At 72.6% G+C, this 23,032-nt stretch carries 27 protein-coding genes and 1 pseudogene; 16 read left to right on the forward strand and 12 right to left on the reverse strand.

Annotation, left to right across the window (positions count from 1 at the left end):
• Nucleotides 1-76: 76 nt before the first annotated feature.
• Together MXD57_RS04060 and MXD57_RS04065 are read right to left on the reverse strand one after the other, a co-directional pair.
• Nucleotides 77-544, reverse strand: a complete 468-nt coding sequence (locus MXD57_RS04060) for an ATP-binding protein (protein ID WP_250399871.1) — start codon at nucleotides 542-544, stop codon at nucleotides 77-79.
• Between the two features lie 272 nt (nucleotides 545-816).
• Nucleotides 817-1,815 carry a heavy metal transporter gene (locus tag MXD57_RS04065; RefSeq protein WP_250399872.1) on the reverse strand — a complete coding sequence of 333 codons (999 nt, stop codon included), beginning with the start codon at nucleotides 1,813-1,815 and terminating at the stop codon, nucleotides 817-819.
• Between the two features lie 94 nt (nucleotides 1,816-1,909).
• Between MXD57_RS04065 and dapE the strand changes: the two genes are divergently transcribed.
• Both dapE and MXD57_RS04075 read left to right on the forward strand, forming a co-directional pair.
• Nucleotides 1,910-2,989 (forward strand): succinyl-diaminopimelate desuccinylase, encoded by a 1,080-nt coding sequence (dapE, locus tag MXD57_RS04070; RefSeq protein WP_250399873.1) that lies wholly within the window; start codon nucleotides 1,910-1,912, stop codon nucleotides 2,987-2,989.
• A gap of 104 nt (nucleotides 2,990-3,093) precedes the next feature.
• Nucleotides 3,094-3,852: a TIGR00730 family Rossman fold protein gene (locus tag MXD57_RS04075; RefSeq protein WP_250399874.1), complete on the forward strand. Its 759-nt coding sequence runs from the start codon at nucleotides 3,094-3,096 to the stop codon at nucleotides 3,850-3,852.
• A 214-nt stretch (nucleotides 3,853-4,066) separates the two neighbouring features.
• Here the strand turns inward: MXD57_RS04075 and folP are convergent, their stop codons facing one another.
• Entirely contained in the window at nucleotides 4,067-4,927 is an 861-nt protein-coding gene (gene folP / locus MXD57_RS04080; RefSeq protein WP_250399875.1) for a dihydropteroate synthase, read from the reverse strand.
• Nucleotides 4,928-5,064: 137 nt separating this feature from the next.
• On the opposite strand from folP, the gene MXD57_RS04085 reads away from it, so the two are divergent.
• Both MXD57_RS04085 and MXD57_RS04090 read left to right on the forward strand, forming a co-directional pair.
• Complete coding sequence (locus tag MXD57_RS04085) at nucleotides 5,065-5,415, forward strand: DivIVA domain-containing protein (RefSeq protein ID WP_250399876.1); 351 nt, start codon at nucleotides 5,065-5,067, stop codon at nucleotides 5,413-5,415.
• On the forward strand, nucleotides 5,412-6,071 hold the full coding sequence (locus MXD57_RS04090; RefSeq protein WP_308290649.1) for a DNA-3-methyladenine glycosylase I: 660 nt from the start codon (nucleotides 5,412-5,414) through the stop codon (nucleotides 6,069-6,071). Before MXD57_RS04085 ends, MXD57_RS04090 begins: the two co-directional genes overlap by 4 nt.
• On the opposite strand, the gene MXD57_RS04095 is transcribed toward MXD57_RS04090, so the two are convergent.
• On the reverse strand, nucleotides 6,037-6,840 hold the full coding sequence (locus MXD57_RS04095; RefSeq protein ID WP_250399877.1) for an enoyl-CoA hydratase/isomerase family protein: 804 nt from the start codon (nucleotides 6,838-6,840) through the stop codon (nucleotides 6,037-6,039). The two genes, MXD57_RS04090 and MXD57_RS04095, sit on opposite strands and share 35 nt — an antisense overlap.
• Nucleotides 6,841-7,216: 376 nt before the next feature.
• On the opposite strand from MXD57_RS04095, the gene MXD57_RS04100 reads away from it, so the two are divergent.
• The gene (locus tag MXD57_RS04100) at nucleotides 7,217-7,384 is read left to right on the forward strand and encodes a DUF3117 domain-containing protein (RefSeq protein WP_018544333.1); all 168 of its coding nucleotides are present in this window, start codon (nucleotides 7,217-7,219) and stop codon (nucleotides 7,382-7,384) included.
• An 87-nt stretch (nucleotides 7,385-7,471) separates the two neighbouring features.
• Here the strand turns inward: MXD57_RS04100 and MXD57_RS04105 are convergent, their stop codons facing one another.
• Nucleotides 7,472-8,170, reverse strand: coding sequence for an O-methyltransferase (locus tag MXD57_RS04105; protein ID WP_308290650.1), 699 nt, complete (start codon nucleotides 8,168-8,170; stop codon nucleotides 7,472-7,474).
• 234 nt (nucleotides 8,171-8,404) lie between these two features.
• Here MXD57_RS04105 and sigE point away from each other — a divergent pair, with 234 nt between their 5' ends.
• The 4 genes from sigE (at nucleotide 8,405) to MXD57_RS04125 (ending at nucleotide 11,531) form a co-directional block, all read left to right on the forward strand.
• On the forward strand, nucleotides 8,405-9,121 hold the full coding sequence (sigE, locus tag MXD57_RS04110; RefSeq protein WP_250399878.1) for an RNA polymerase sigma factor SigE: 717 nt from the start codon (nucleotides 8,405-8,407) through the stop codon (nucleotides 9,119-9,121).
• Nucleotides 9,118-10,140, forward strand: a complete 1,023-nt coding sequence (locus MXD57_RS04115; protein ID WP_250399879.1) for an anti-sigma factor family protein — start codon at nucleotides 9,118-9,120, stop codon at nucleotides 10,138-10,140. The genes sigE and MXD57_RS04115 overlap by 4 nt, the downstream gene beginning before the upstream one ends.
• An 82-nt stretch (nucleotides 10,141-10,222) precedes the next feature.
• Entirely contained in the window at nucleotides 10,223-10,651 is a 429-nt protein-coding gene (locus MXD57_RS04120) for a sec-independent translocase (RefSeq protein WP_250399880.1), read from the forward strand.
• A 208-nt stretch (nucleotides 10,652-10,859) separates the two neighbouring features.
• Nucleotides 10,860-11,531 (forward strand): hypothetical protein, encoded by a 672-nt coding sequence (locus MXD57_RS04125; protein WP_250399881.1) that lies wholly within the window; start codon nucleotides 10,860-10,862, stop codon nucleotides 11,529-11,531.
• A gap of 75 nt (nucleotides 11,532-11,606) precedes the next feature.
• Here the strand turns inward: MXD57_RS04125 and MXD57_RS04130 are convergent, their stop codons facing one another.
• The 3 genes from MXD57_RS04130 to MXD57_RS04140 are packed head-to-tail and all read right to left on the reverse strand — an operon-like array spanning nucleotide 11,607 to nucleotide 14,668.
• The gene (locus MXD57_RS04130; RefSeq protein WP_250399882.1) at nucleotides 11,607-12,740 is read right to left on the reverse strand and encodes an Mrp/NBP35 family ATP-binding protein; all 1,134 of its coding nucleotides are present in this window, start codon (nucleotides 12,738-12,740) and stop codon (nucleotides 11,607-11,609) included.
• Between the two features lie 43 nt (nucleotides 12,741-12,783).
• Entirely contained in the window at nucleotides 12,784-13,389 is a 606-nt protein-coding gene (locus MXD57_RS04135; protein WP_250399883.1) for a DUF1003 domain-containing protein, read from the reverse strand.
• Complete coding sequence (locus tag MXD57_RS04140) at nucleotides 13,379-14,668, reverse strand: magnesium transporter MgtE N-terminal domain-containing protein (protein ID WP_250399884.1); 1,290 nt, start codon at nucleotides 14,666-14,668, stop codon at nucleotides 13,379-13,381. Before MXD57_RS04140 ends, MXD57_RS04135 begins: the two co-directional genes overlap by 11 nt.
• A gap of 198 nt (nucleotides 14,669-14,866) precedes the next feature.
• Between MXD57_RS04140 and MXD57_RS04145 the strand changes: the two genes are divergently transcribed.
• Entirely contained in the window at nucleotides 14,867-15,589 is a 723-nt protein-coding gene (locus MXD57_RS04145; RefSeq protein ID WP_250399911.1) for a hypothetical protein, read from the forward strand.
• Between the two features lie 18 nt (nucleotides 15,590-15,607).
• Here MXD57_RS04145 and MXD57_RS04150 read toward each other — a convergent pair whose 3' ends face one another.
• Nucleotides 15,608-16,123, reverse strand: coding sequence for a hypothetical protein (locus MXD57_RS04150; RefSeq protein WP_250399885.1), 516 nt, complete (start codon nucleotides 16,121-16,123; stop codon nucleotides 15,608-15,610).
• Nucleotides 16,124-16,314: 191 nt separating this feature from the next.
• Entirely contained in the window at nucleotides 16,315-17,439 is a 1,125-nt protein-coding gene (locus MXD57_RS04155) for a magnesium and cobalt transport protein CorA (RefSeq protein WP_250399886.1), read from the reverse strand.
• Between the two features lie 477 nt (nucleotides 17,440-17,916).
• On the opposite strand from MXD57_RS04155, the gene MXD57_RS04160 reads away from it, so the two are divergent.
• Nucleotides 17,917-18,513, forward strand: coding sequence for a suppressor of fused domain protein (locus MXD57_RS04160; RefSeq protein ID WP_250399887.1), 597 nt, complete (start codon nucleotides 17,917-17,919; stop codon nucleotides 18,511-18,513).
• Nucleotides 18,514-18,543: 30 nt separating this feature from the next.
• Here the strand turns inward: MXD57_RS04160 and MXD57_RS04165 are convergent.
• A pseudogene (locus tag MXD57_RS04165) lies at nucleotides 18,544-18,825 on the reverse strand (MFS transporter); the annotation flags it as partial.
• Between the two features lie 74 nt (nucleotides 18,826-18,899).
• On the opposite strand from MXD57_RS04165, the gene MXD57_RS04170 reads away from it, so the two are divergent.
• The 3 genes from MXD57_RS04170 (at nucleotide 18,900) to MXD57_RS04180 (ending at nucleotide 21,177) form a co-directional block, all read left to right on the forward strand.
• On the forward strand, nucleotides 18,900-19,541 hold the full coding sequence (locus MXD57_RS04170) for a DUF6758 family protein (RefSeq protein ID WP_250399888.1): 642 nt from the start codon (nucleotides 18,900-18,902) through the stop codon (nucleotides 19,539-19,541).
• 106 nt (nucleotides 19,542-19,647) lie between these two features.
• A complete protein-coding gene (locus MXD57_RS04175) occupies nucleotides 19,648-20,505 on the forward strand; it encodes a PHP domain-containing protein (protein ID WP_250399889.1) in 858 nt (285 codons plus the stop codon).
• Nucleotides 20,506-20,571: 66 nt separating this feature from the next.
• Entirely contained in the window at nucleotides 20,572-21,177 is a 606-nt protein-coding gene (locus tag MXD57_RS04180) for a MarC family protein (protein WP_250399890.1), read from the forward strand.
• Between the two features lie 98 nt (nucleotides 21,178-21,275).
• Here the strand turns inward: MXD57_RS04180 and MXD57_RS04185 are convergent, their stop codons facing one another.
• Complete coding sequence (locus MXD57_RS04185) at nucleotides 21,276-21,452, reverse strand: hypothetical protein (RefSeq protein ID WP_250399912.1); 177 nt, start codon at nucleotides 21,450-21,452, stop codon at nucleotides 21,276-21,278.
• Between the two features lie 181 nt (nucleotides 21,453-21,633).
• Here MXD57_RS04185 and MXD57_RS04190 point away from each other — a divergent pair, with 181 nt between their 5' ends.
• A complete protein-coding gene (locus MXD57_RS04190) occupies nucleotides 21,634-22,530 on the forward strand; it encodes an NYN domain-containing protein (RefSeq protein ID WP_250399891.1) in 897 nt (298 codons plus the stop codon).
• Nucleotides 22,531-22,670: 140 nt separating this feature from the next.
• On the forward strand, nucleotides 22,671-23,018 hold the full coding sequence (locus tag MXD57_RS04195) for a VOC family protein (RefSeq protein ID WP_250399892.1): 348 nt from the start codon (nucleotides 22,671-22,673) through the stop codon (nucleotides 23,016-23,018).
• Nucleotides 23,019-23,032: the final 14 nt, after the last annotated feature.

Raw genomic sequence — 23,032 nt, forward strand, 5'->3', positions numbered from 1 at the left:
CCGGCGGCCGCGGACACGCGAACGGGGTCCGGGAAGCGCTCCCGGACCCCGTCGGCCGTCTGCCGTGACGGCGGGCTCAGCCGCCGAGCGGGAGCTGGGCGGCCGGCAGGGACGACGTCGGCAGGGACGACGTCGGCAGCCCGCCCTGGCCCAGCGAGCCCGTGGGCAGCCCGCCCGCCGCGCCCAGGGCGGTGCGCCCGACGACACCGCCGGCCGTCCGGGCCGCGTCACCGGCCGCCTTCTTCGCCGCGGGCGCGGCCTTCTTCACGGCACCGGCGCCGGTCCTGGCCACCGACGGGGCCGCCTTCTTGGCCGCCTTGCCGCCCGTGTTGCCGGCGATACCGGTGACGTGCTGCGTCGCACCGTCGACGGTGCTGCCGACGCCGGCCGCGCCGTCCAGCGCGGTCAGGCCGCCCAGCTCCGGCGCGGCCGCCGGCAGGTTCGTGGCCGCGCCGGCAGAGCCGGCCGCACCGACCCCGGCGGCCGCTCCCGCTGCGACGAGCAGCGCGGCACGGGCGATCCGGCGGGTCAGGGGGAGGGACATGGTGCTCCATTCGACGGGAGGAACGGTGGTGTGTCCGGGCCCGGACGCCGTGCTTACCGCTCGAAGCCGATGAAGGTTGCGGAAGCCGAAGGTAAAGAATGGGCAACGCATCGCATTATCTTCTGTGGATAAAAACGGGCAAAGGGAGTCCGCGGGGGGTCGCGGAGAATCGTTACGCCTCTTGATTCACAAGGGTGTCGACGCGATTTCCGCCCCCGGCCGCGACGACCTCCACCGAGCGGCCGCGCAACCCGGCCGGGGGATTCGCCGTACTACTGTCCGGCCACGATCCGGACCGACCCGGCGGACTTCTCCGCACCGCCGGCACCGCCCGTGCCCACCCGGTGCCAGGTGCCGCCGCCGTCCCTCGCGGTCCACTCCCGGTCCGCGTAGAACACCCGCTGGATGTGCAGCGCCGAGGAGTTGGCCACCGCCCAGTGCGCCAACTGCCACCCCCGCTCACGCTCCCGCAGGCCCGCCGAGGCCGCGTTCCCCCGCGCTCCCTCGGACACCGGCACGGTCACCGTCCGCCCGCGCGCGGTCGCGGTCACGCTCGGCGAGGGCGACGGCGACGGCACCGGCGTACCGCCCACCACGGCGTTCGTCTCCCGCAGCGCGTCCCGGCCGAAGTCCCTCACCAGCGCCGCCCGCACCGCGTTCGGACCCGTCTGCGCGGTGGTGCGTTCCGGGCGCCCGGCGCAGGTCAGGGTGGCCGCCGTGTGGCCGGTCAGCGCGGCCGACAGCAACTCGGCGTCCGGCTCGTGCTTGGCGTACGCCTCCGGGTAGCCGCTGCGCTGCACCCGCTGCGCGGCCACCGTCAGCGGCAGGCCGATGTAGTCCGGAACCTCGGCCAGGTGGGCGTAGAAGATGCCCGCCGAGTAGGCCGGATCCATGATCTGCCGCTCGGTGCCCCAGCCCTGTGAGGGGCGCTGCTGGAACAGGCCGAGGGAGTCCCGGTCGCCGTGCTCCAGGTTGCGCAGCCCCGACTCCTGGAGCGCGGTCGCCAGCGCGATCGTTATGGCCCGCTCCGGCATGTTCCGCCCGGTGCCCACGGCGGCGATCGTCGCCGCGTTCACCGCCTGCTCGGGCGTGAACTCGTAGGACGCGCCGTCCTTGCCGCCGCCGACCACCCGGCAGCCGCGCGCGCCCGGACCGCCGGTGACGTACTGCACCACGAGGTAGGCGGCGACGCCGCACAGGACCAACAGCGCGGCCCCGTAACGCAGGAGACGGCCGCGACGCTTGGGACGGGTGGGGTACGGCTCTGGCACGCGTACAAGGTACTGGAGGGCCGCCCGCCCCGGGCGGCGGGTCCGCGCAGCGCGGCGCGGACCCGCCAACGCGCCATGGCCTAGGGTCGGGAGCATGGCCGACACCTCGCTTGACCTCACGCTGGACGCCGCCGAGCTCACCGCCCGGCTCGTGGACTTCCCCTCCGAGAGCGGCACCGAGAAGCCCCTCGCGGACGCGATCGAGACCGCCCTGCGGGCCCTGCCGCACCTCACGGTCGACCGCCACGGCAACAACGTGATCGCCCGCACCGACCTGGGCCGCGCGGAGCGGGTCGTGCTGGCCGGCCACATCGACACCGTGCCGATCGCCGGCAACGTGCCGTCCCGGCTGGACGAGGACGGCGTGCTGTGGGGCTGCGGCACCTGCGACATGAAGTCCGGTGTGGCGGTGCAGCTCCGCATCGCGGCGACGGTCCCCGCCCCCAACCGCGACCTGACCTTCGTCTTCTACGACAACGAGGAGGTCGCCGCCGAGCTCAACGGCCTCCGGCACGTCGCCGAGGCCCACCCGGACTGGCTGCGCGGGGACTTCGCGGTCCTGCTGGAGCCCTCCGACGCCCAGGTCGAGGGCGGCTGCCAGGGCACGCTGCGCATGCTGCTGAGGACCCGGGGCGAGCGGGCGCACTCGGCGCGCGGCTGGATGGGCTCCAACGCCGTCCACGCGGCGGCCCCGATCCTGGCCCGGCTCGCCTCCTACGAGCCCCGCCGGCCGGTCATCGACGGCCTGGAGTACCGCGAGGGACTGAACGCCGTCGGGATCTCCGGGGGAGTGGCGGGCAACGTCATCCCCGACGAGTGCGTGGTGACCGTCAACTTCCGCTACGCCCCCGACCGCACCGAGGAGGAGGCGGTCGCGCACGTCCGCGAGGTGTTCGCGGACTGCGGGGTGGAGGAGTTCGTCATCGACGACCACAGCCCCGGCGCGCTGCCCGGCCTCTCCCACCCGGCGGCGGCGGCCTTCATCGAGGCGGTGGGCGGCACCCCGCAGCCCAAGTACGGCTGGACGGACGTCTCCCGCTTCTCCTCCCTCGGTGTGCCCGCCGTCAACTACGGCCCCGGCAACCCGCACCTGGCGCACAAGCGGGACGAGCGGGTGGAAGTGGCCAAGATCCTCGCGGGCGAGGAGCGGCTGAGGTCCTGGCTCACCGCATAGCGCAGGCCACCGGGCGCCGCACGCCCGACACGCTCACGTCCCCCGTCCGAAACCCGCGTGGATCTAGGCTGAGGCCGTACTACCCGCAAGCGGAGGGAGCGCACATGGCTACCGGCAACCCCCTGGGGAAGAAGCAGCCGCCGGACGAGCAGCAGCTCGGACCGGTCCTCCGGCGCCGGGGACAGGTGACCGCCAGCACGACCGACCAGCGGCTGCTGGACGAGCGCGCCCCCACGGACTGGGTCCACACCGATCCCTGGCGGGTCCTGCGGATCCAGTCGGAGTTCATCGAGGGCTTCGGCACGCTGGCCGAGCTCCCGCCCGCGATCAGCGTGTTCGGCTCGGCGCGGACACCGGTGGACTCCGCGGAGTACGACGCGGGCGTACGGCTCGGGCGAGGGCTGGTCGAGGCCGGCTGGGCCGTGATCACCGGCGGTGGCCCGGGGGCCATGGAGGCGGCCAACAAGGGCGCGTGCGAGGCCGGCGGCACCTCGGTCGGGCTCGGCATCGAGCTGCCCTTCGAGCAGGGACTCAACCCCTACGTCGACATCGGCCTCAACTTCCGCTACTTCTTCGTCCGGAAGATGATGTTCGTCAAGTACGCGCAGGGGTTCGTGGTGCTGCCGGGCGGCCTCGGCACCCTCGACGAGCTCTTCGAGGCGCTCACCCTGGTCCAGACCCAGAAGGTGACCCGCTTCCCGATCGTGCTGTTCTGCACCGAGTACTGGGGCGGTCTGCTGTCCTGGCTGAAGGACACGCTGGTGGCCCAGGGGAAGGCGGCGGAGAAGGACCTGCTGCTGTTCCACGTGACCGACGAGGTCGAGGAAGCGGTGGCCCTGGTGTCCAAGGAGGCCGGGCGCTAGTGCCGCGACCGCCGGGGGCCGCCCGTCGAGGAGCGGCGTCCGGTCGGTGCTCCCGGCGCGCCGGGCCGGACTGGGCGGATCGGGCGGACCGGGCGGACCGGGCGGACCGGGCGGACCGGGGAGCGGGTCCCGGGGCACACGCCCCGGTCCCGTCCTCCCCGTCCGGCCGGACACCCGTCCCGGACGGTCCGCGGGGGCCTTGTGCCGCTGCCGGCTACGCCAGGCCGCGGCGGGCCACCGCCGGGGGCCGGTGGCCCTGGATGGAGGCGACCATGTCCAGGACCTGGCGGGTCTCGGCGACCTCGTGCACGCGGTACACCCGCGCGCCCAGCCACGCCGACACCGCGGTGGCCGCCAGCGTGCCGACCAGCCGTTCCCGCACCGGCCGGTCCAGCGTCTCGCCGACGAAGTCCTTGTTGGAGAGCGATACGAGCACGGGCCACCCCGTGGCGGCCATCTCGTCCAGCCGCCGGGTCGCCTCCAGGCTGTGCCGCGTGTTCTTGCCGAAGTCGTGCCCGGGATCGATCAGCACCGACTCCCGGGGCACCCCCAGGGCGACGGCACGCTCCGCCAGCCCCAGGGTCACCTCCAGGATGTCGGCGACGACGTCGTCGTAGGTCACCCGGTGCGGGCGGGTCCGGGGTTCGGCCCCGCCCGCGTGCGTGCACACCAGCCCCGCGCCGTGCCGTGCGGCGACCTCCGCGAGAGCGGGATCGACGCCGCCCCACGCGTCGTTCAGCAGATCCGCGCCCGCCTCGCACACCGCCTCGCCGACCTCGGCCCGCCAGGTGTCCACGCTGATCACCACGTCCGGGAAGCGGCGGCGCACCTCGGCGACGAAGCCCACGGTCCGCCGTGCCTCCTCCTCGGCCGTGACCTCCTCGCCGGGCCCCGCCTTCACTCCGCCGATGTCGACGATCGCCGCGCCCTCGGCCACCGCCCGCTCCACGCGCGCGAGGGCCGCCTCGTCGTGGAAGGTGGCTCCGCGGTCGTAGAAGGAGTCCGGGGTCCGGTTCACGATCGCCATGATCACGGGCTCGTGCGCCCCGAATTCCCGCTTGCCCAGCCTGAGCATCCGCTGCGACCTCTCGTAGTACGTCCCTCGGTACAGCCGCCTGTGACCCTAACCGTCCGGTTCGCATGGCACGATCGGAGCCTGACAGATTCGTCCGCCGGCACAGCGTCCGGTACCGAGCGTGGGGACCCCTGGCGATGCTGATGTTCCTGTTCCTGGTCGTCGCCCTGGCCGTCGTGGTGGCCGCGGTGACACTTGCCGTGGTCAGCGGCGGTGAGCGCGGCCCGCTGCCGGAGGCCGTTCCGGAGCGGCTGCGGGACCCCCTGCCCCCGGACCGCCCGGTCGGCGGCCAGGACGTGGCGAACCTGCGTTTCCCGCTGGCGCCGCGCGGCTACCGGATGTCCGACGTGGACGACGCCCTCGGCCGGCTCGCCGCCGAACTCGCCGAGCGGGACGCCCGTATCGCCGACCTGGAGTCCGCGCTGGCCGGCGCACGCGCCGCCGCCGCGCACGCCCGGCCGGACAAGCCCGGTCAGGAGGAGCGGTGACGAGCCCCGGAGCCGCCCTCGCCGGACCCGACGGCAGGGCCCGCTGCCCCTGGGCCCTGTCCGCCGAGGACTACGTCTCGTACCACGACGAGGAGTGGGGCCGGCCGGTCCACGGTGACGACGCCCTCTTCGAGCGGGTCAGCCTGGAGGCCTTCCAGTCGGGCCTGTCCTGGATCACGATCCTGCGCCGCCGCCCCGGCTTCCGTGCCGCGTTCGCGGGCTTCCGCATCGAGCGGGTGGCCGCGTTCACGGACGAGGACCGCGAGCGGCTGCTGGCCGACCCGGGCATCATCCGCAACCGCGCCAAGATCGACGCGACGCTCTCCAACGCCCGCGTGCTGGCCGGCTGGGCGGCGGGCGAGCTGGACGAGCTGATCTGGTCGCACGCCCCGGACCCGGCGGGCCGCCCGGTGCCGCGGACCCTGGCCGACGTCTCCGCCGTCACCCCCGAGTCCACGGCCCTGTCCAAGGCGCTGAAGAAACGGGGCCTGAGGTTCGTCGGCCCCACGACGGCGTACGCGCTGATGCAGGCATGCGGGCTGGTCGACGACCACCTGGAGGGGTGCGTGAGCCGCACCGCCGCGGCGGTGCGGCCACCCGCGGGCCCGGGGAGCCGGTCGCTCAGCGGCCCAGGTACTTCGGCTTCTCCTTGTTGACGAAGGCCCGGACCGCGATCGTGTGGTCCTCGGAGCTGCCCGCGCGGGTCTGCAGCTCGTCCTCCTTCTCCAGGGTCTCGGCGAGGGAGTGCGTCAGGCCGTAGGCCACCGCCTCCTTGATCGCCGAGTACGCCACCGTCGGACCCTCCGCCAGGGCCCGGGCCACCTTCTCGGCCTCGGTCCGCAGCTCGGCGGCGGGCACGAGCCGGTTGGCGATGCCGAGCTCCAGGGCGTCCTGGGCGCTGATGTTGCGCGGGAAGAGCAGCAGGTCGGCGGCGCGGCCCGGGCCGACCACCCGGGGCAGCGTCCAGGAGATGCCGGAGTCGGCGGTGAGGGCGACGCCCGCGAACGAGGTGTTGAAGGCCGCGGTGTCGGCCACCACCCGGTAGTCGGCGGCCAGCGCGAAGCCGAACCCGGCCCCGGCGGCGACTCCGTTCACCGCCGCGACCACCGGCTTCGCCGCCCCGGCCAGCGCCCGCACGATCGGGTTGTAGTGCTCCCGGACCGTGCTCATGGTCTGCCGGGACCCGGTCTCGCGGTCCGACACCAGCAGCCCGATGTGCTCCTTGAGGTCCTGGCCCACGCAGAACGCCCGGTCCCCGGCCGCGGTCAGCAGGATCGCCCGGACGGCGCCGTCCCCGGCCGCGGACTCCGCCGCCTCCCGGAGGGCGACCTTGGCCGCGATGTTCAGCGCGTTCATCGCCTCCGGGCGGTTCAGCGTGATCGTCGCGAGTCCGTCGGTCACCTCGTAGAGAACGGTGTCGGCCATGGGGCATCCCCTCCGGTCAGAAGTGGTGGCGTACCGCTCGGTACGCCACGGTCCGAAGGACAGCATGGCGGAGATCGCCGCCCGGGGGCCGGACCGGAGGTGTGACCTGCGTCAAACGAAAACGGAGCGAGGCCGGCCGCGGTGCGTCCGTGTGGTGGCGCAGTATCGCAGCCACATCGCCGAATTGGGTGGTTTTGCTCGCGCGCGTTGCGCAAGCGATGCCGACTGATGTTGGTCATCGGGTCCTGGCATGCGGGATAATGGCCTGGAAGCAATGTGTTCGATGCCGGTGTCGCGTGTCCCGTACCAGGACCGCGGGGTGCCCTTCGTGGGGCTTCGGCAGACGATGAGCCTGGTTTCAGGAAGGGGAACGAGCATGGCGGCCATGAAGCCGCGGACGGGTGATGGCCCGCTCGAGGTGACCAAGGAGGGGCGGGGCATCGTCATGCGCGTTCCGCTCGAAGGCGGCGGTCGACTCGTCGTCGAGCTGACCCCTGACGAGGCCGAGGCGCTCGGCGACGCCCTCAAGAAGGTCGTCGTCTGACGGGCCGGCGATCCTGTCCTTCCGTCCGCCCCGGCACCGTATGCGGTGCCGGGGCGGACGTGTGTCCGCAGCCCCGAGACGCCCGGCTCACCGCTTGACGGCGCACAGCAGCCCGTCGCCCACCGGTAGCAGCGACGTCACCAGCTCCTGGCTCTCCCGCACCGTGCGCAGCAGCTCGCGCAGCCGCAGCACCTCCGCGGGCTGCGGTCCCGAGTCGACCGTACGGCCGTTGGCGAAGATGCCCTCGAACACCACCAGGCCGCCCGGGCGCAGCAGGCGCAACGATTCAGCCAGGTAGTCCGAGTACTCCTGGCGGTCGCCGTCGCAGAAGACGAGGTCGTAGCCGGCGTCCGCGAGCCGGGGCAGCACCTCCAGCGCCCGGCCCGGGATGAACCGGGCCCGGTTGCTCGCGAAGCCGCAGGCCCGGAAGGCCTGCCGGGCGAACTGCTGGTGCTCCGGCTCGGGGTCGACCGTGGTGAGCACCCCGTCCGGGCGCATGCCGTGCAGCAGATGGATTCCGGACACCCCGCAGCCGGTGCCGATCTCCGCGACCGCCTTCGCGTCCACGGAGGCGGCGAGCAGGCGGAGCGCGGCACCCGTGCCGGGCGACACCGAGCGCAGCCCTGCGTCGCGGGCCCGGTCCCGGGCCCAGCGCAGTGCTTCGTCCTCGGCGACATAGGCGTCGGCGAACGCCCAGCTAGTCTGCCGGTTGCCGGTAATGACGCTCTCCTGTCCCCGTGGTTGCCTGGGCGTGACTGTATCCGTTGGCGTCGGGAACCCGCAGATGGGACCGCGCGTTTACAGGGTTGAGACGAAGGGCCCGGACGCGATGGGGGGCGAGCGGTGGATCGGGACGCCGAGCACATGCTGACGCAGCCGTATGAGCCGTATCAGCCCAGATCAATTTCTCGTAAAACCGCTTATCCGGTCCTAACGGGCGAGGTGGCTATGGTAGGGGCTCCACTGGACACCACCAGAGCTGACAGGGGAGGTGCGGCTGCGCCTGTTGACCGCAGAGGGATGCTGAGGCGTCTTCTCGGGTCGGCGGGGAAGCCGAAATCCGTGACCGACACTGCTGCTGACCACGGCCGGACCGCCGGCGCCGCCGCCGGGGACGCCCACACCGCGACCTTCTCCACCGACGCGGACGGGCAGGCGTGGACTCCGCCCACCTGGGAGGAGATCGTCAGCACGCACAGCGGCCGGGTCTACCGCCTGGCCTACCGCCTCACGGGCAACCAGCACGACGCCGAGGACCTCACCCAGGAGGTCTTCGTCCGTGTCTTCCGCTCCCTGTCGACCTACTCGCCGGGCACCTTCGAGGGCTGGCTGCACCGCATCACCACCAACCTCTTCCTGGACATGGTCCGGCGCAAGCAGCGCATCCGCTTCGACGCCCTCGGCGAGGACGCGGCCGAGCGCCTGCCCAGCAAGGAGCCGACCCCGCAGCAGGTCTTCAACGACGCGCACTTCGACGCCGACGTGCAGCAGGCGCTCGACACCCTCGCGCCCGAGTTCCGCGCCGCCGTCGTGCTCTGCGACATCGAGGGGCTGTCCTACGAGGAGATCGCCGCGACCCTCGGCGTGAAGCTCGGCACGGTCCGTTCCCGCATCCACCGCGGTCGCTCCCAGCTCCGCAAGGCCCTCGCCCACCGGTCGCCCGAGGCCCGCAGGGCCGAGCGGCGTTCCTTCGTGGCCCGTGTCCCCGCTCTGGGGGGAGGGGGCGCGACCGCGTGAACGGATCCCGTCCGAAACCCGCTCAGCCCCAGCTCGCCGAGCAGCACCTGGGAGACCGGCTCTCCGCCCTCGTGGACGGGGAGCTGGGCCATGAGTCCCGTGAACGCGTCCTCGCCCACCTGGCCACCTGCGCCCGGTGCAAGGCGGAGGCGGACGCCCAGCGGCGGCTGAAGAACGTGTTCGCCGAGGCGGCCCCGCCGCCCCCCTCCGAGAGCTTCCTGGCCCGCCTCCAGGGCCTTCCCGGGGGAGGCGGGCCCGACGGCGGTGGCACACAGGTGCCCCAGGGGGACGTCCTCGGGCGAGACTCCGGCACCGGGGTCTTCGGGGCGGGGCGCGAGGAGCGCTTCGAGTTCGGCTACGTACCCGCGGCTTCCGCCCATGCCGTGGCCCCCGCTCCGGGGGAGCGCGGTTTCCGCATCCATCCGGTCGGCCGCCCTGACCCCGACCGCTTCGCCTCGCGCGGACTGCGGTTCGCGGCCGCCGCCGCCGGTGCGGTGTCCCTGGCGGCGGTCGCGCTCGGCGGCGTCACCGGCGCCATCACCGGCGACCTCGCCGCGGACGCCCGTGGCGGCTCCGGCACCGGCAACGTGGTCCCGGCCCGCTCGGCCGGTGCCGGCACGGGCACGGTCCCGGGCGCCGGTGCGGGCGCGGCGACACCGGACACGCAGCGCCGACGCGCGGTGGGCCCGCTGCTCGCCCAGGGCAGCAGCCTGCTCGGCCCGAGCCCGGCGGCGCCCACCTCCCTGTCGGCCCCGCTGCTGCCCGGTGCCCAGCCGCCGCTCGCCGGACAGGTCCAGGACGTCATGCGCGACCTGACGACGCCGGTGATGGCCGGCGCGGCCGCGGTCTCCCCGCTGATACGCCCGCTGGACGACATCACCCCGCTGCCCCTGACCTCCTGGCCCGCCACACCTCGGCTGAACGGCGCTCCGGGCACCCTGTCCGCCCCCGTTCCCGACACGCCGCCGGCCTCCGGCACCCCCTCGGCCGCCCCCGCGTTCCGGGCCGGGCGGAACTGACGCAAGTCTCACCATCGGGCGGTACCCGCCCGGCAGTCGGGCCGGGTACCGTTGAGCGACCGAGGATCGCAAGGAGCGTCAGGTGTTCAATGACATAGGACCACTCGAGCTGGTGACCATCATTGTTCTCGCCGTGCTCGTCTTCGGTCCGGACAAGCTCCCCAAGGTCATCCAGGACGTGACGCGGACGATCCGGAAGATCCGCGAGTTCTCGGAGAGCGCCAAGCAGGACATCCGCACCGAGCTCGGCCCGGAGTTCAAGGACTTCGAGTTCGAGGACCTCAACCCCAAGACCTTCATCCGCAAGCAGCTGGACAACGAGGACCTGGGGCTGAAGGAGATCCGCAACGGATTCGACCTGAAGAAGGAGATGGCCGAGGTCACGGACGCGGTCCACAGCCGCGACGGCCAGGCCCCGTCCTCCTCGCCGGGCGGGCGCATCGACATGACCAAGAAGCCCGACGACTCGGGCAGGGGCGCTCCTCCGCCGTTCGACGCGGACGCCACCTGATCCCGGCCGGGACCCAGTGGCGCACCTCACAGCCCGATGACGGCGCACGAGCCCCCGGCGGGCCGTACGTGCGACCCACGCGCCGGGCGGCTTCCCTGCTGCCCGCACGGGTGTGGATATGCTGCCGAGTTGTTGTGCGGACCGGACGAGTACGCCCGAAGGGGGGCGGGCCTCCCGGTCCGACGAGAGCGAGGAGGCGTCCGGGCAGATGGAGACGACAAGTCGGGTGGGCGCACAGACGCCGGCCGCGGAGGACGGGCAGCACGCCCCCTCCGCCCCGCGCACCGTCGACGGGTACCTGCGGGCGCCCTTCCCCTGGTACGGCCTCGACGAGGCCTTCACGGGACCGCGTTGGCTGATGCAGGTCGGCGCGGCGGCCGACGGCGCCGTCGAGCACGGTTCGATCGGGCACGGTGACGAGCCCTCCGTGCGCAACGAGCACGTGGCCGCGGCCGCGGACGAGCCGCGGGAGAAGTTCGCGGTCGTCGTCACCGTGGCCGCGAACCCGTCCCGCCGCAGCGCCGACGGCACGGGACTGCTGGAGGCGACGTCGGTGTCCTCGGCGGCCTGGCTGGCGGGAGTGGGGCTGCTGTCCTTCACCTGGCCCGGGCAGATGGACCACGGCCTGCGTGACGACTGGCTGGACCAGCAGACCGAGACCGCCTGGGCACTCGCCGACGACCTCGAGGGACCGGAGTGGTCCGGACTCTCGCTGCCGGTGGACGGGGTGCCCACGCCCTTCTACTACCGGGAGTCGGAGTTCGGCTGGGTGCTGGCCGGCTCCACCGGGTCAGGTGTGCACGTCGGCGCCTACGGGCGGGGGATGAGCGCGTACGGACTCGGCTTCGCCGTCGTCAAGGACGTCGCCGCGTACGCCTGACCGAACCGCACGGGAGAGAGGGGCGCCAGTACCTCCCGGCGCCCCCTCGTCCCTGGTGTACGGCCGCGAGAGCTCTCAGAACTTGTTCCTGGGGGTCAGCCCCAGCGACAGGCCCGACAGGCCGCGCTGACGGCCGCCCAGCTTCCCCGCGATCGCCCGCAGGGCCGAACCCGCCGGGGACTCCGGGTCGGTCAGGACCACCGGCCTGCCCTCGTCGCCGCCCTCGCGCAGCCGGACGTCGATCGGGATGCTGCCGAGCACCGGGACCGTCGCGCCCGTGGTGCGGGTCAGGCCGTCCGCGACGCGCTGGCCGCCGCCCGTGCCGAAGACGTCGACCATCTCGCCGCAGTGCGGGCAGGGCAGGCCGGACATGTTCTCCACCACGCCGACGATCTTCTGGTGGGTCTGCACGGCGATGGAGCCGGCCCGCTCGGCGACCTCGGCCGCCGCCTGCTGAGGCGTCGTCACGACCAGGATCTCGGCGTTCGGGACGAGCTGCGCGACCGAGATCGCGATGTCGCCGGTGCCGGGCGGCAGGTCCAGCAGCAGGACGTCCAGGTCGCCCCAGTACACGTCCGCGAGGAACTGCTGCAGCGCGCGGTGCAGCATCGGGCCGCGCCAGACGACCGGCGCGTTGCCCGGGGTGAACATGCCGATGGAGATGACCTTCACGCCGTTCGCCGACGGCGGCATGATCATGTTCTCGACCTGGGTCGGACGGCCGTCCGCGCCCAGCATGCGCGGCACGCTGTGGCCGTAGATGTCGGCGTCCACGACACCGACCTTCAGACCGTCGGCCGCCATTGCCGCGGCCAGGTTCACCGTCACCGAGGACTTGCCGACGCCGCCCTTGCCGGAGGCGACCGCGTAGACCCGGGTGAGGCTGCCCGGCTTGGCGAACGGGACCTCGCGCTCGGCCTGGCCGCCGCGCAGGGCGTTCGCCAGCTCCTTGCGCTGCTCGTCGCTCATCACGTCCAGCGACACCTCGACACGGGTGACACCCTCGACGCGGGAGACCGCCTCGGTCACCCGCTGGGTGATCGTCTCGCGCATCGGGCAGCCGGAGACCGTCAGGTACACGGTGACCGCGACCGCGCCGTCCTCCCCGATCTCCACCGATTTGACCATCCCCAGCTCGGTGATGGGTCGGTTGATCTCGGGGTCGTTCACCGTCGCCAGTGCCTCGCGCACCGCGTCTTCCGTAGCCATAGAGACGATGGTACGGCGCCCCCTGGGGCCCGCGGGTAGCCCTTCAGCGGTCGTCTGCGTCACGTCCGGGCGACCGTTCCGCCCGCTCTGCCGGGAATACGACGTGCCCGTCGTGACGCCGCCGCTCCTCCAGCTCCTTCATCAGGTCCTGCAGCTCAGAGCGGATCCAGTCGCGGGTCGCCACCTCGCCGAGGCCGGTGCGCAGCGCGGCGACCTCCCGGGTCAGGTACTCGGTGTCGGCGATGGACCGCTCGTTCTGCTTGCGGTCCTGCTCGAGGTTGACCCGGTCGCGGTCGTCCTGCCGGTTCTGCGCCAGCAGGATCAGCGGGGCCGCGTAGGAGGCCTGCAGGGACAGCATCAGGGTCAGGAAGATGAACGGGTACTGGTCGAAGCGCAGCCCCGCCGGCGCGGCGATGTTCCACAGCACCCACAGGATGATGACGACCGTCATCCAGACGATGAAGCGTCCCGTGCCGAGGAACCGGGCGATCCGCTCCGACAGCCGGCCGAAGGCCTCCGGATCCCACTCGGGCAGGATGCGCCGCCTGGGCGGGCGCGGCTGGTCCAGACGCGGGGCGCGGGGCCGGGGGGCGGCCGTGGCGCCCACCGGATTGCGCTCGCGGGTCGCGGTGTCGCGCTCAGGAGCCATGAGTGGCCGCCTCCTCTCCCTCGTCCAGGTGGAACTCCGTCTCCCGCCAGTCGTCGGGCAGCATGTGGTCGAGGACGTCGTCCACGGTCACCGCGCCGAGCAGCGAGCCCGACTCGTCCACCACGGGGGCGGCCACCATGTCGTACGTGGCGAAGAACCCGGCGACGACCGGCAGGGCGGCGTCGGGGGCCAGTGGCTGCAGGTCGTCGTCGAGCAGCGAGCTGACCAGGGTGTACGGAGGGTCGCGCAGCAGCCGCTGGAAGTGCACGGTGCCCAGGTACTTGCCGGTCGGGGTCTCGTCGGGCGGGCGGCAGACGTAGACCTGGGCGGCGAGCGCGGGGGAGAGGTCCTGGTTGCGGACCCGGGCGAGGGCGTCGGCGACGGTGGCGTCCGGGCGCAGCACGATCGGCTCGGTGGTCATCAGACCGCCCGCGGTGTGCTCCTCGTACGACATCAGACGCCGCATGTCGGCCGCGTCGGCGGGCTTCATCAGGCTCAGCAGCCGTTCCTTGTCCGCCTCCGGCAGCTCGGCCAGCAGGTCGGCCGCGTCGTCCGGGTCCATGGCCTCCAGGACGTCCGCCGCGCGCTCCTCGGCCAGCTTGCCGAGGATCTCGATCTGGTCGTCCTCCGGCAGTTCCTCGAGGACGTCGGCGAGCCGGTCGTCGTCCAGGGCTGCGGCGACCTCCGCGCGCCGCTTGGCGGACAGGTGGTGCAGCACGTTGGCGAGGTCCGCGGGCCGCAGTTGCTCGAACGTGGCGAGCAGGTTCTCGGCGCCCTGCCCGTGCTCCTCCAGGGAGAAGCCGGTGACGGACGACCACTCGACCGTCAGGGTCTCGCCCCTGGCCCGGCGGAAGGCACCGCCCTTGCGTCCCCTGCGCACGAAGACGCGGTCGATCTCCCAGTCCCGGCGGGCGGGGAGCTGCTGCACGGACAGGTCGAGGACGGTGACCTCCTCGTCGCTCTCCACCAGCCGCACCCGCCGGTCCAGCAGCTCGCCGAAGACCAGCCGCTCGGTGGGCCGCTGCTCGAAGCGGCGCACGTTGAGCACTCCGGTGGTGATGACCTGGCCGGACTCGATACCGGTCACCCGCGTCATCGGCAGGAAGATCCGGCGCCGGTTGGACAGCTCGACGACCAGCCCGAGGACGCGCGGGGGCCGCCGCCCGACGCGCAGCATGACCACCAGGTCGCGTACGCGACCCACCTGGTCGCCGGTCGGATCGAAGACGGGGACCCCGGAAAGGTGCGAGACGAAGATCCGGGGGGCGCCGGCTGCCATGGCTGTGCTTCCTTTGCTCGCCTTGCATGGGATTGCTGTTCTGTGCCCGCTCGCGTGCGCTTCAGGCTAGCCCGTACCGATCCGATACGCCCTGGTGGGCGGTCCGGACGGACTGGCTCCGCCCGGCGGCCGGGGCCCCGGTACGCTGCCGTACGCCGCTCAGCAACCGTCAGAAAGGCAGCCCCACCTGTGACTGCGATGCCCCTGGGCCGTGTTCGCCGGGCCGCGCTGGTGACCGCGACATGCGCACTGGCCGTGACGGGAGCGACGGTGCTGACGGGGTGCGGTGACGATCCGGACGCGGGGACCAACGGGGTGGGCAAGCTGCCCGCCGGCCGGATCCAGGCCAGGACCCGCGCCGCCGCCGACGAGGCCCCCGCGGTGCGGCTGGCCGGGACCGTGGTCACCAGCGGCCGCACGTACCGGCTGGACATGCGGCTGAAGGAAGACGGCGGCACCGGCTCGGTCACCTCCCGGGGCGCCACCTTCCGGCTGCTGCGGGTGGGCACCGAGCTGTACCTCAAGGCCGACGCGGCGTTCTGGAACGGCGGCGACAAGTCCGCGGCGGGCAAGCTGGACGGCAAGTACGTGAAGGTGCCGCAAGGAGACCCCGCGTACAAGAAGTTCAGCGGCTTCACGGACAAGGACCTCCTGCTCGACGGCCTGCTGACCCTGCACGGTTCGCTGGCGACCGACGGCCACCACGAGGCGGCGGGTACCCGCACCATCCGGATCACCGGCGACGACGGCGACGGCGGCACCCTGGAGGTCTCACTGGAGGGCGAGCCGTACCCGCTCCGCCTGGAGCGCGCCGGCTCCGCGGGCACGCTCACCTTCTCGGACTGGGGCAAGGACTTCGCCGTCGCCCGGCCCGCGAAGGGCGAGACGGTCGACTACGGCAAGCAGCTCCCGGCGTCGTAGCCCGCCGGGGCCCGGCGTCTATCCCTTCCGCCGCCGCCCGGCCAGCAGTCGCGGCAGGGCGGCCGGGGCCGGTCGGCGCGTCGTCGCCGGGGAGGGCACCGGACGCTCCGCCAGACTCCCGGAGGGCAGCGCGAGCGTGGACCCGGCCGGCACCAGACGGAGCACCCTGCACTCGCGGGCCCACCGCGCGGGCATCTCCTCGCCGTCGGGGGCGTTCAGCCGCTTGCCCTTCAGCTCGGCGACGGCGGCCTCCCACTCCGGTGAGCCGGAGCCGAGCACGGACACGGTGGCCCGCCAGGTCACCAGCCGGCCGCCCTTGTCCTTGCTGCGCACGGTCACCTCGGCCGAGCCGCCGTCGGTGAGGCCGGTCAGCGGCTGCTCCCCGGGCCCGTCGCCGACCAGGCACACCGCGCCCTCGTGCCACACGTGCCACAGCGCACGAGCCGCCGGGGCCCCGGCGGCCCTGACCCAGACGAGGCCGGACTTCTTGGTGGCCTCCTCGACGAGGGCCTGGTCGAGCAGCTCGCTTGTCATGAGCCCAGCCTAAGGGCTGCCCCGCAGTCCCCGGTGGGGCGGCGCACGGCGTCGGATGCGGTGCGCCGCGGGGCGGAGGGTCGTCCTCGTACCGGGCGTGTTCGGGACACTCGGCGTGTTCGGGCGGTCCTGCAACGCGGCGGGGCGCCGTGGCCGGCGCCGTGCGTCAGCCGGGGACTGCGGGACGGCCCTCAGAGCCAGCCGTTGCGCTTGAGGGTGCGGTGGATGCCCAGACACAGGGCGACCGTGATGCCCATGATCACCGGGTAGCCGTACCGCCAGTGCAGCTCGGGCATGTACGTGAAGTTCATGCCGTACACCCCGCACACCATCGTCGGCACGGCGATGATCGCCGCCCAGGCGGTGATCTTGCGCATGTCCTCGTTCTGCGCGACGGACGCCTGCGCCAGGTTGGCCTGGAGGATGGAGTTGAGCAGTTCGTCGAAGCCCAGCACCTGCTCCTGGACCCGGGCGAGGTGGTCGGCGACGTCCCGGAAGTACTTCTGGATGTCCGGCTCGACCAGCCGCATCGGCCGCTCGCTCAGGAGCTGCATGGGCCGCAGCAGCGGCGCCACCGCCCGCTTGAAGTCCAGCACCTCACGCTTGAGCTGGTAGATCCGCGCCGAGTCCACACCACGCGAGACACCGCCCCGGCGGCCCGGCGAGAAGACCTCGGTCTCCACCTCGTCGATGTCGACCTGCATCGCGTCGGCCACCGCGATGTAGCCGTCCACCACGTGGTCGGCGATCGCGTGCAGCACGGCCGAGGGGCCGTTGGCGAGCAGCTCCGGGTCGTCCTGCAGCCGGTGCCGCAGCGCCCGCAGCGAGCCCTGGCCGCCGTGCCGGACGGTGATGAAGAAGTCCCGGCCGGTGAAGCACATGACCTCGCCGGTCTCCACGACCTCGCTGCTCGCGGTGAGCCGGTCGTGCTCGACGTAGTGGATGGTCTTGAAGACGGTGAAGAGCGAGTCGTCGTACCGCTCCAGTTTGGGCCGCTGGTGGGCCTGTACCGCGTCCTCCACGGCCAGCGGGTGCAGCCCGAACTCGCGTGCGATGCCGGCGAACTCCGACTCCGTCGGCTCGTGCAGCCCCATCCACACGAACCCGCCGTCGCGGCGGACCAGCCGCATCGCCTCCTGCGGGCTCAGCGGCTCCGCGCTGCGCACCCGGGCGCCGTCGCGGTAGACGGCGCAGTCGACGACGGCCGAGGGTGTCGCCGGGTCACGCGTGGTGTCGTACGGCGCGCTCTGCTCCTTGCGCAGCGGGACACGGGACGACGGGCGGACCACGGCGCGCAGGTCGCGGATCATCGACATGGGCGGGCTCCTTCGCGGGCGGGCAGCGACAGCGCGCGTCGACGGGTGGAACTACCCGGAATGGGGACGTCCGGCGTAAGTCCTCCCGGCCCGGGGCTGGGAAGGATGTTTGGCACGTCCGCAAAGCGGGGAGCACCGCACCGTCGCGGTGGCGACTTCGCTGCTGATGCAGAACTGATTCAGGGCAGACAGATCAGGCAGAGCGAGACGAAGTGCTCTTCCGAACGACGATGCGAAAGGAAGGCGGTGGCCAGCCGGTAACTGGATCAGCAGCCGGAAGAGCGAGTGGTACTGCACGGTCGACTTCGATCCATGACAGCCCCACCTCCTCCGGCCGGTCCCTCGTAAGGGAGTCTCAGCGTCGGGACAGATAGCGACGCTTCTGCGTGCTGCCCCGAACCACCGGCTCAGCGTAGCAGCAGCGTGTGGTGTCAAGGCGCCGCTTTGCCCGGCGCTGACGAGTTCTATGCTCGCCGCATGGTTGATGTTCTTCCTCTGGTCGAGGCACGGTTGAACACCGCGCTGGGCGAACCGGACGCGCGCGCCGCGGTCACCTTCCTCGGTACCGACCGCATCGAGGTGCTCCGCTTCCGCGAGGGGGACGTGGTCCGCTACGCCACGCTCGGGATGTCCGCGCACCCCATGACCGATCCCACGGCGATGCTCGCCGACCCCGTCGAGGGACCGCGCGCCGAGCTGGTCCTGTCGGTTCGCGCCGGCCTCGCCGACACCGACAAGGTGCTCCGCGCGCTCGCCGTGCTCGCCGCGTCCCCGCAGGTGGAGGGGCTGGTCGTGGCCCCCGGTGCGTCCCTGGACGTCGGTGGACCGCTGTGGCCCGGCGCCCCGTTCAGCTCCGTGCTGGTGGGGGAGCCGGGCGGGCTCGTCGAGGATCTGGCGCTGGACGCCCCGATGGATCCGGTGCGGTTCCTGCCGCTGCTGCCGATGACCCCCAACGAGGCCGCCTGGAAGCGGGTGCACGGTGCCCCGGCCCTCCAGGAGCGCTGGCTGGCGCACGGCACGGACCTGAGGGATCCCGCCCGCAGGTCCGTCCCGCTGGATGCCGGGCCCGCGTGAGCAAGCTCACCAAAGTCCTTTCCTGATCGGTCAGTTGGTGAAGACGCCGACCCCGTCCTCGGTGGCGTGCCGGGGTTCGGGCTCCGCGGCCTCGTGGGTGAGGGCCTCGCGTCGCACGAGGACCACGACCGCGCCGAGCACGGCGGTGGCCGCCGCGGCCACGATCGGGACGTGGGGGTCGGTCCACTCCTCGATCTTCGGCGCGAGGTGGGGCGCCGCGGCGGCCGCGAACCAGCGGACGAAGTTGCAGCCCGCGCTCGCCACCGGGCGCGGCGCGTCCGACACGCCGAGGGCCGGTTCGGTGTGGACCGTCGGGCCGCGCGGCTTCCGTCCGGACGGGTGATCGTCCTTGACGCGAGCCGGTCCGGGTAGGACCGTGGAGCCCTATGAGGGGCGAACCCAGTTGCCCGAAGTGTGGTGGCCGGGTCAGGGCTCCCGGCCTCTTCGCCGATTCCTGGCAGTGCGACGTGCACGGGACGGTGTATCCGCTGCAGCCCGTGATCCCGCCCAGCGTCGAGGCGCTCAACGTGGTCGTGCACCGCACGCAGGTCCCGGTGTGGATGCCGTGGCCGCTGCCGGTCGGGTGGCTGTTCACGGGCGTGGCCTACGCGGGGGACGACCGCAGCGGCGGCCGTGCCACCGCCGTGGCGTGCTCCGGTCCCGGTCCGCTGGGCGGCGTGGGTGAGCTGATCCTCGTCGCCGAGGAGCTGGGTGTCGGTCTCGGTGCGCACTACGCGGGCATCGACGGGCCGGACCCGGGGCCCTACCTGAACGTCGAGAAGCCGCCCCAGGCCAAGGTGCTGGCCGCCGGCCGCCCCACCCCGCTCTGGCACGTCTCCGGCGGCCCCGACGACCGCGCGGTCTTCGCCGGCGAGGCGCTGGGGCTCTGGCTGTGGGCGGTCATGTGGCCCGAGCAGTCCGGCCTGCTCATGTACGACGAGCTGGTGCTGGCCGATCTGCGGGACGCGGGCGCCGAGATAGACCTGGTGCCGTGCGGCGCGCTGTCGCCGCGGCTACTCAAGCCCTGAGCGCGCGGCTGTAGGGGGCGCCGGCCCCGTGCGGGTGTGACAGGGCACCCGGTTCCTGCCGCTATCCTTGGGTGTCCCCGCCGTCCCGTCACCGTCTGGAGCAGCCGTGCGCATCGACCTGCACTGTCACTCCACGGCCTCCGACGGCACGGACACCCCGGCCGAGCTGGTGCGCAACGCCGCCGCGGCCGGGCTGGACGTCGTGGCGCTGACCGACCACGACACCACCCGCGGGTACGCCGAGGCGATCGCGGCCCTGCCCGAGGGGCTGACCCTGGTCACCGGCGCCGAGCTGTCCTGCCGCGTCGACGGCATCTCCATGCACCTGCTGGCCTACCTCTTCGACCCCGAGGAACCGGGTCTGCTCGCCGAGCGCGAGCTGGTCCGGGACGACCGGGTGCCGCGGGCCCAGGGCATGGTCGCGAAGCTGAACGGGCTGGGCGTGCCGGTCACCTGGGAGCGGGTGGAGCGGATCGCCGCCGGCGGTTCCGTGGGGCGGCCGCACGTCGCCACCGCGCTGGTCGAGCTGGGTGTCGTACCGACCGTCGGTGACGCGTTCACCGAGGAGTGGCTCGCCGACGGGGGCCGGGCGTTCGTGGAGAAGCACGAGACCGACCCCTTCGAGGCCATCCGTCTGGTCAAGGGCGCGGGCGGGGTGGCCGTCTTCGCGCACCCGGCCGCCGCCAAGCGCGGCCGCACGGTGCCGGAGTCCGTCATCGCCGAACTGGCGGCCGCAGGTCTGGACGGCCTCGAGGTCGACCACATGGACCACGACGCCGACGCGCGGGCCCGGCTGCGCGGCCTCGCCGAGGAACTGGGACTGCTGGTCACGGGATCCTCGGACTACCACGGCAGCCGCAAGACCGTCTCGCTGGGCGCCTGCACGACCGACCCCGAGGTCTACGGCGAGATCACCCGGCGTGCCACCGGGGCGTTCCCGGTGCCGGGGACCGGCGGAGCCTGAGGCGGCCCGCCCGCCCCACCCGACCGTCCCCGTATCCCCCTCTCCAGCAAGGCCTGTAGCACCACCATGTTCGACCTCGCCGTCTTCGGCTCCCTGTTCCTGACCCTTTTCGTCATCATGGATCCCCCCGGGATCACCCCGATCTTCCTCGCCCTGACCGCGGGCCGTCCGGCCAAGGTGCAGAAGCGCATGGCCTTCCAGGCCGTGTGCGTGGCGGGCGGGGTCATCGCCATCTTCGGCGTACTGGGCCACCAGATCCTCGACTACCTGCACGTCTCCGTTCCCGCGCTGATGATCGCGGGCGGTCTGCTGCTCCTGCTGATCGCGCTGGACCTGCTCACCGGCAAGACCGACGAGCCGAAGCAGACCAAGGACGTGAACGTCGCGCTCGTACCGCTGGGCATGCCGCTGCTGGCGGGGCCCGGTGCCATCGTGTCCGTGATCCTCGCCGTGCAGAAGGCCGGCGACGTCGCCACGCAGGTCTCGGTCTGGGCCGCGATCCTCGCGATCCACGTCGTGCTGTGGTTGGTGATGCGCTACTCGCTGCTGATCATCCGGGTCATCAAGGACGGCGGTGTGGTCCTGGTGACGCGGCTCGCGGGCATGATGCTCTCCGCGATCGCCGTGCAGCAGATCATCAACGGGGTCACTCAGGTGATCCGGGGAAGCTGAGGAGCCGGCCTCGGCTCCCCCGGAAGGCCTGAGTGGGCGCCGGGCGTCGCGTGCCGGGTGTCATCCGGGCGAGCGCCGTGCGCGGTGAGCGCCGGGTGTTACGAGGCCGGGCACTCGGCCGGGCGGATCCAGAGGCGCTGTCCCACGGCTGCGGCCTGCTGAACGATCCGGTTGACGGAGGCGGCGTCCACGACGGTGCTGTCCACGGTGGTGCCGTCGACCTCGTCGAGTCGCATGATCTCGAAGCGCAAGGGCTTCTCCCTTCGTCTGGTCATCCTCCTGCGGAGAACTACTGGTGTGACGTGCTGTCGTAGGTATCCAACGAGCTGCGTGTTACAAACATTCCCTACGCTAAAGAAATTTTTCGAACGTCTAATTACTGACCGGTAAGCGGCGTCCGCGGGACTGACCGAGAGCAGTTGTGTTCGCAGCGTGATCGCCAGGACAATGGAGGCGATGAACGACGACCTGGCGGCCCTCGCCGCCCGCATCGACCACACCAACGAGCTGCTGCAGCGCATGCTCGCCGAGGTGGCGAAGACGCCCTCGACCCACGCGATCTTCGTCGACGCGGGATACCTCTACGCGGCCGCCGGCCGGCTCGTGGCCGGGACGGAGGACCGGCGTGCCTTCGACCTCGACGCCGAGGGCCTGATCGACGCCCTCATCGACAAGGCCCGCACGATCTTCGCCGACAGCCGGCTGCTGCGCGTCTACTGGTACGACGGCGCCCGCCGCCGCATCCACACCGCCGAGCAGCAGACCATCGCCGAACTGCCCGACGTCAAGGTCCGCCTCGGCAACCTCAACGCCAACAACCAGCAGAAGGGCGTCGATTCACTCATCCGCAGCGACCTGGAGTCACTGGCCCGGCACCGCGCCATCAGCGACGCGGCCCTGCTCGGCGGCGACGAGGACCTGGTGTCCGCGGTGGAGGCGGCCCAGGGCTACGGTGCCCGCGTCCACCTCTGGGGGATCGAGGCGGCCGAGGGGCGCAACCAGGCCGAGCCGCTGCTCTGGGAGGTCGACAGCCAGCGCACCCTCGACCTGGAGTTCTTCAAGCCCTACGTGTCCCGGCGCACGGCCGCCGCCTACGAGCCCGCCGCCGGGACCCGGCCCACCCGCGAGGACGTCCGCTTCGTCGGCGCCCGGATCGCGGCCAAGTGGCTCTCCGCGCGGGGCCGCGAGGCACTCGTCGAGCTGCTGCCCGGCCACCCCTACCTCCCCGGCTCCGTCGACCAGGACCTCCTGGTCGAGGCCGAGGGCATGCTCCAGTACTCCCTGCGCGGCCAGGCCGACCTCCGCCGCGCCCTCAGGGACGGCTTCTGGGAGCACCTGCAGACGCAGTACTGAGGGCCGCGAACCCTGGCTGACGCGGCACTGGGGCGTGTTGCGTGCCGAGTACGGGGCGTGCGTCGAAAACGCGGGCGGCGAGGCGTCCGGCGTAGTACTCCTGGAGACCCAGGACACCTCTTGCCCACGTGGAGTTGCCGATGGCCGTCCGCCGTGTCGTACCCAATGTCCGGTCGTCGAACGTCCGGGAGAGCCGCGATTTCTATGAACTGCTCGGGCTCCAGGAGGTCATGAACCACGGCTGGATCATGACGATGGGCTCCCCGACCAGCCCGACGGCTCAGGTCAGTTTCACGGCCGGTGACAAGACCGCCCCGGTCACGCCCGACATGAGTGTCGAGGTGGAGGACGTGGACGCGGCGTGGGAGGCCATGCGGGAGAGCGGCGCGGAGATCGTGCTCCCCTTGCGGGACGAGGAATGGGGAGTGCGCCGGTTCTTCGTCCGTGACCCCGACGGCCGGGTGGTCAACGTGCTGGGCCACCGCTGACGATCACCCGGCCC

The sequence above is a fragment of the Streptomyces cellostaticus genome (assembly GCF_023630175.1).
Classification (GTDB): Bacteria; Actinomycetota; Actinomycetes; order Streptomycetales; family Streptomycetaceae; genus Streptomyces; species Streptomyces cellostaticus_A.

Bases quoted from the DNA above. Each gene is read 5' to 3' on its own strand.
- MXD57_RS04060 (WP_250399871.1), bottom strand. From the start codon at position 544: ATGTCCCTCCCCCTGACCCGCCGGATCGCCCGTGCCGCGCTGCTCGTC.
- dapE (WP_250399873.1), top strand. From the start codon at position 1,910: ATGGCCGACACCTCGCTTGACCTCACGCTGGACGCCGCCGAGCTCACC.
- MXD57_RS04075 (WP_250399874.1), top strand. From the start codon at position 3,094: ATGGCTACCGGCAACCCCCTGGGGAAGAAGCAGCCGCCGGACGAGCAG.
- folP (WP_250399875.1), bottom strand. From the start codon at position 4,927: ATGCTCAGGCTGGGCAAGCGGGAATTCGGGGCGCACGAGCCCGTGATC.
- MXD57_RS04085 (WP_250399876.1), top strand. From the start codon at position 5,065: ATGCTGATGTTCCTGTTCCTGGTCGTCGCCCTGGCCGTCGTGGTGGCC.
- MXD57_RS04095 (WP_250399877.1), bottom strand. From the start codon at position 6,840: ATGGCCGACACCGTTCTCTACGAGGTGACCGACGGACTCGCGACGATC.
- MXD57_RS04100 (WP_018544333.1), top strand. From the start codon at position 7,217: ATGGCGGCCATGAAGCCGCGGACGGGTGATGGCCCGCTCGAGGTGACC.
- sigE (WP_250399878.1), top strand. From the start codon at position 8,405: ATGCTGAGGCGTCTTCTCGGGTCGGCGGGGAAGCCGAAATCCGTGACC.
- MXD57_RS04125 (WP_250399881.1), top strand. From the start codon at position 10,860: ATGGAGACGACAAGTCGGGTGGGCGCACAGACGCCGGCCGCGGAGGAC.
- MXD57_RS04130 (WP_250399882.1), bottom strand. From the start codon at position 12,740: ATGGCTACGGAAGACGCGGTGCGCGAGGCACTGGCGACGGTGAACGAC.
- MXD57_RS04135 (WP_250399883.1), bottom strand. From the start codon at position 13,389: ATGGCTCCTGAGCGCGACACCGCGACCCGCGAGCGCAATCCGGTGGGC.
- MXD57_RS04140 (WP_250399884.1), bottom strand. From the start codon at position 14,668: ATGGCAGCCGGCGCCCCCCGGATCTTCGTCTCGCACCTTTCCGGGGTC.
- MXD57_RS04145 (WP_250399911.1), top strand. From the start codon at position 14,867: ATGCCCCTGGGCCGTGTTCGCCGGGCCGCGCTGGTGACCGCGACATGC.
- MXD57_RS04150 (WP_250399885.1), bottom strand. From the start codon at position 16,123: ATGACAAGCGAGCTGCTCGACCAGGCCCTCGTCGAGGAGGCCACCAAG.
- MXD57_RS04155 (WP_250399886.1), bottom strand. From the start codon at position 17,439: ATGTCGATGATCCGCGACCTGCGCGCCGTGGTCCGCCCGTCGTCCCGT.
- MXD57_RS04160 (WP_250399887.1), top strand. From the start codon at position 17,917: ATGGTTGATGTTCTTCCTCTGGTCGAGGCACGGTTGAACACCGCGCTG.
- MXD57_RS04170 (WP_250399888.1), top strand. From the start codon at position 18,900: ATGAGGGGCGAACCCAGTTGCCCGAAGTGTGGTGGCCGGGTCAGGGCT.
- MXD57_RS04180 (WP_250399890.1), top strand. From the start codon at position 20,572: ATGTTCGACCTCGCCGTCTTCGGCTCCCTGTTCCTGACCCTTTTCGTC.
- MXD57_RS04185 (WP_250399912.1), bottom strand. From the start codon at position 21,452: ATGACCAGACGAAGGGAGAAGCCCTTGCGCTTCGAGATCATGCGACTC.
- MXD57_RS04190 (WP_250399891.1), top strand. From the start codon at position 21,634: ATGAACGACGACCTGGCGGCCCTCGCCGCCCGCATCGACCACACCAAC.
- MXD57_RS04195 (WP_250399892.1), top strand. From the start codon at position 22,671: ATGGCCGTCCGCCGTGTCGTACCCAATGTCCGGTCGTCGAACGTCCGG.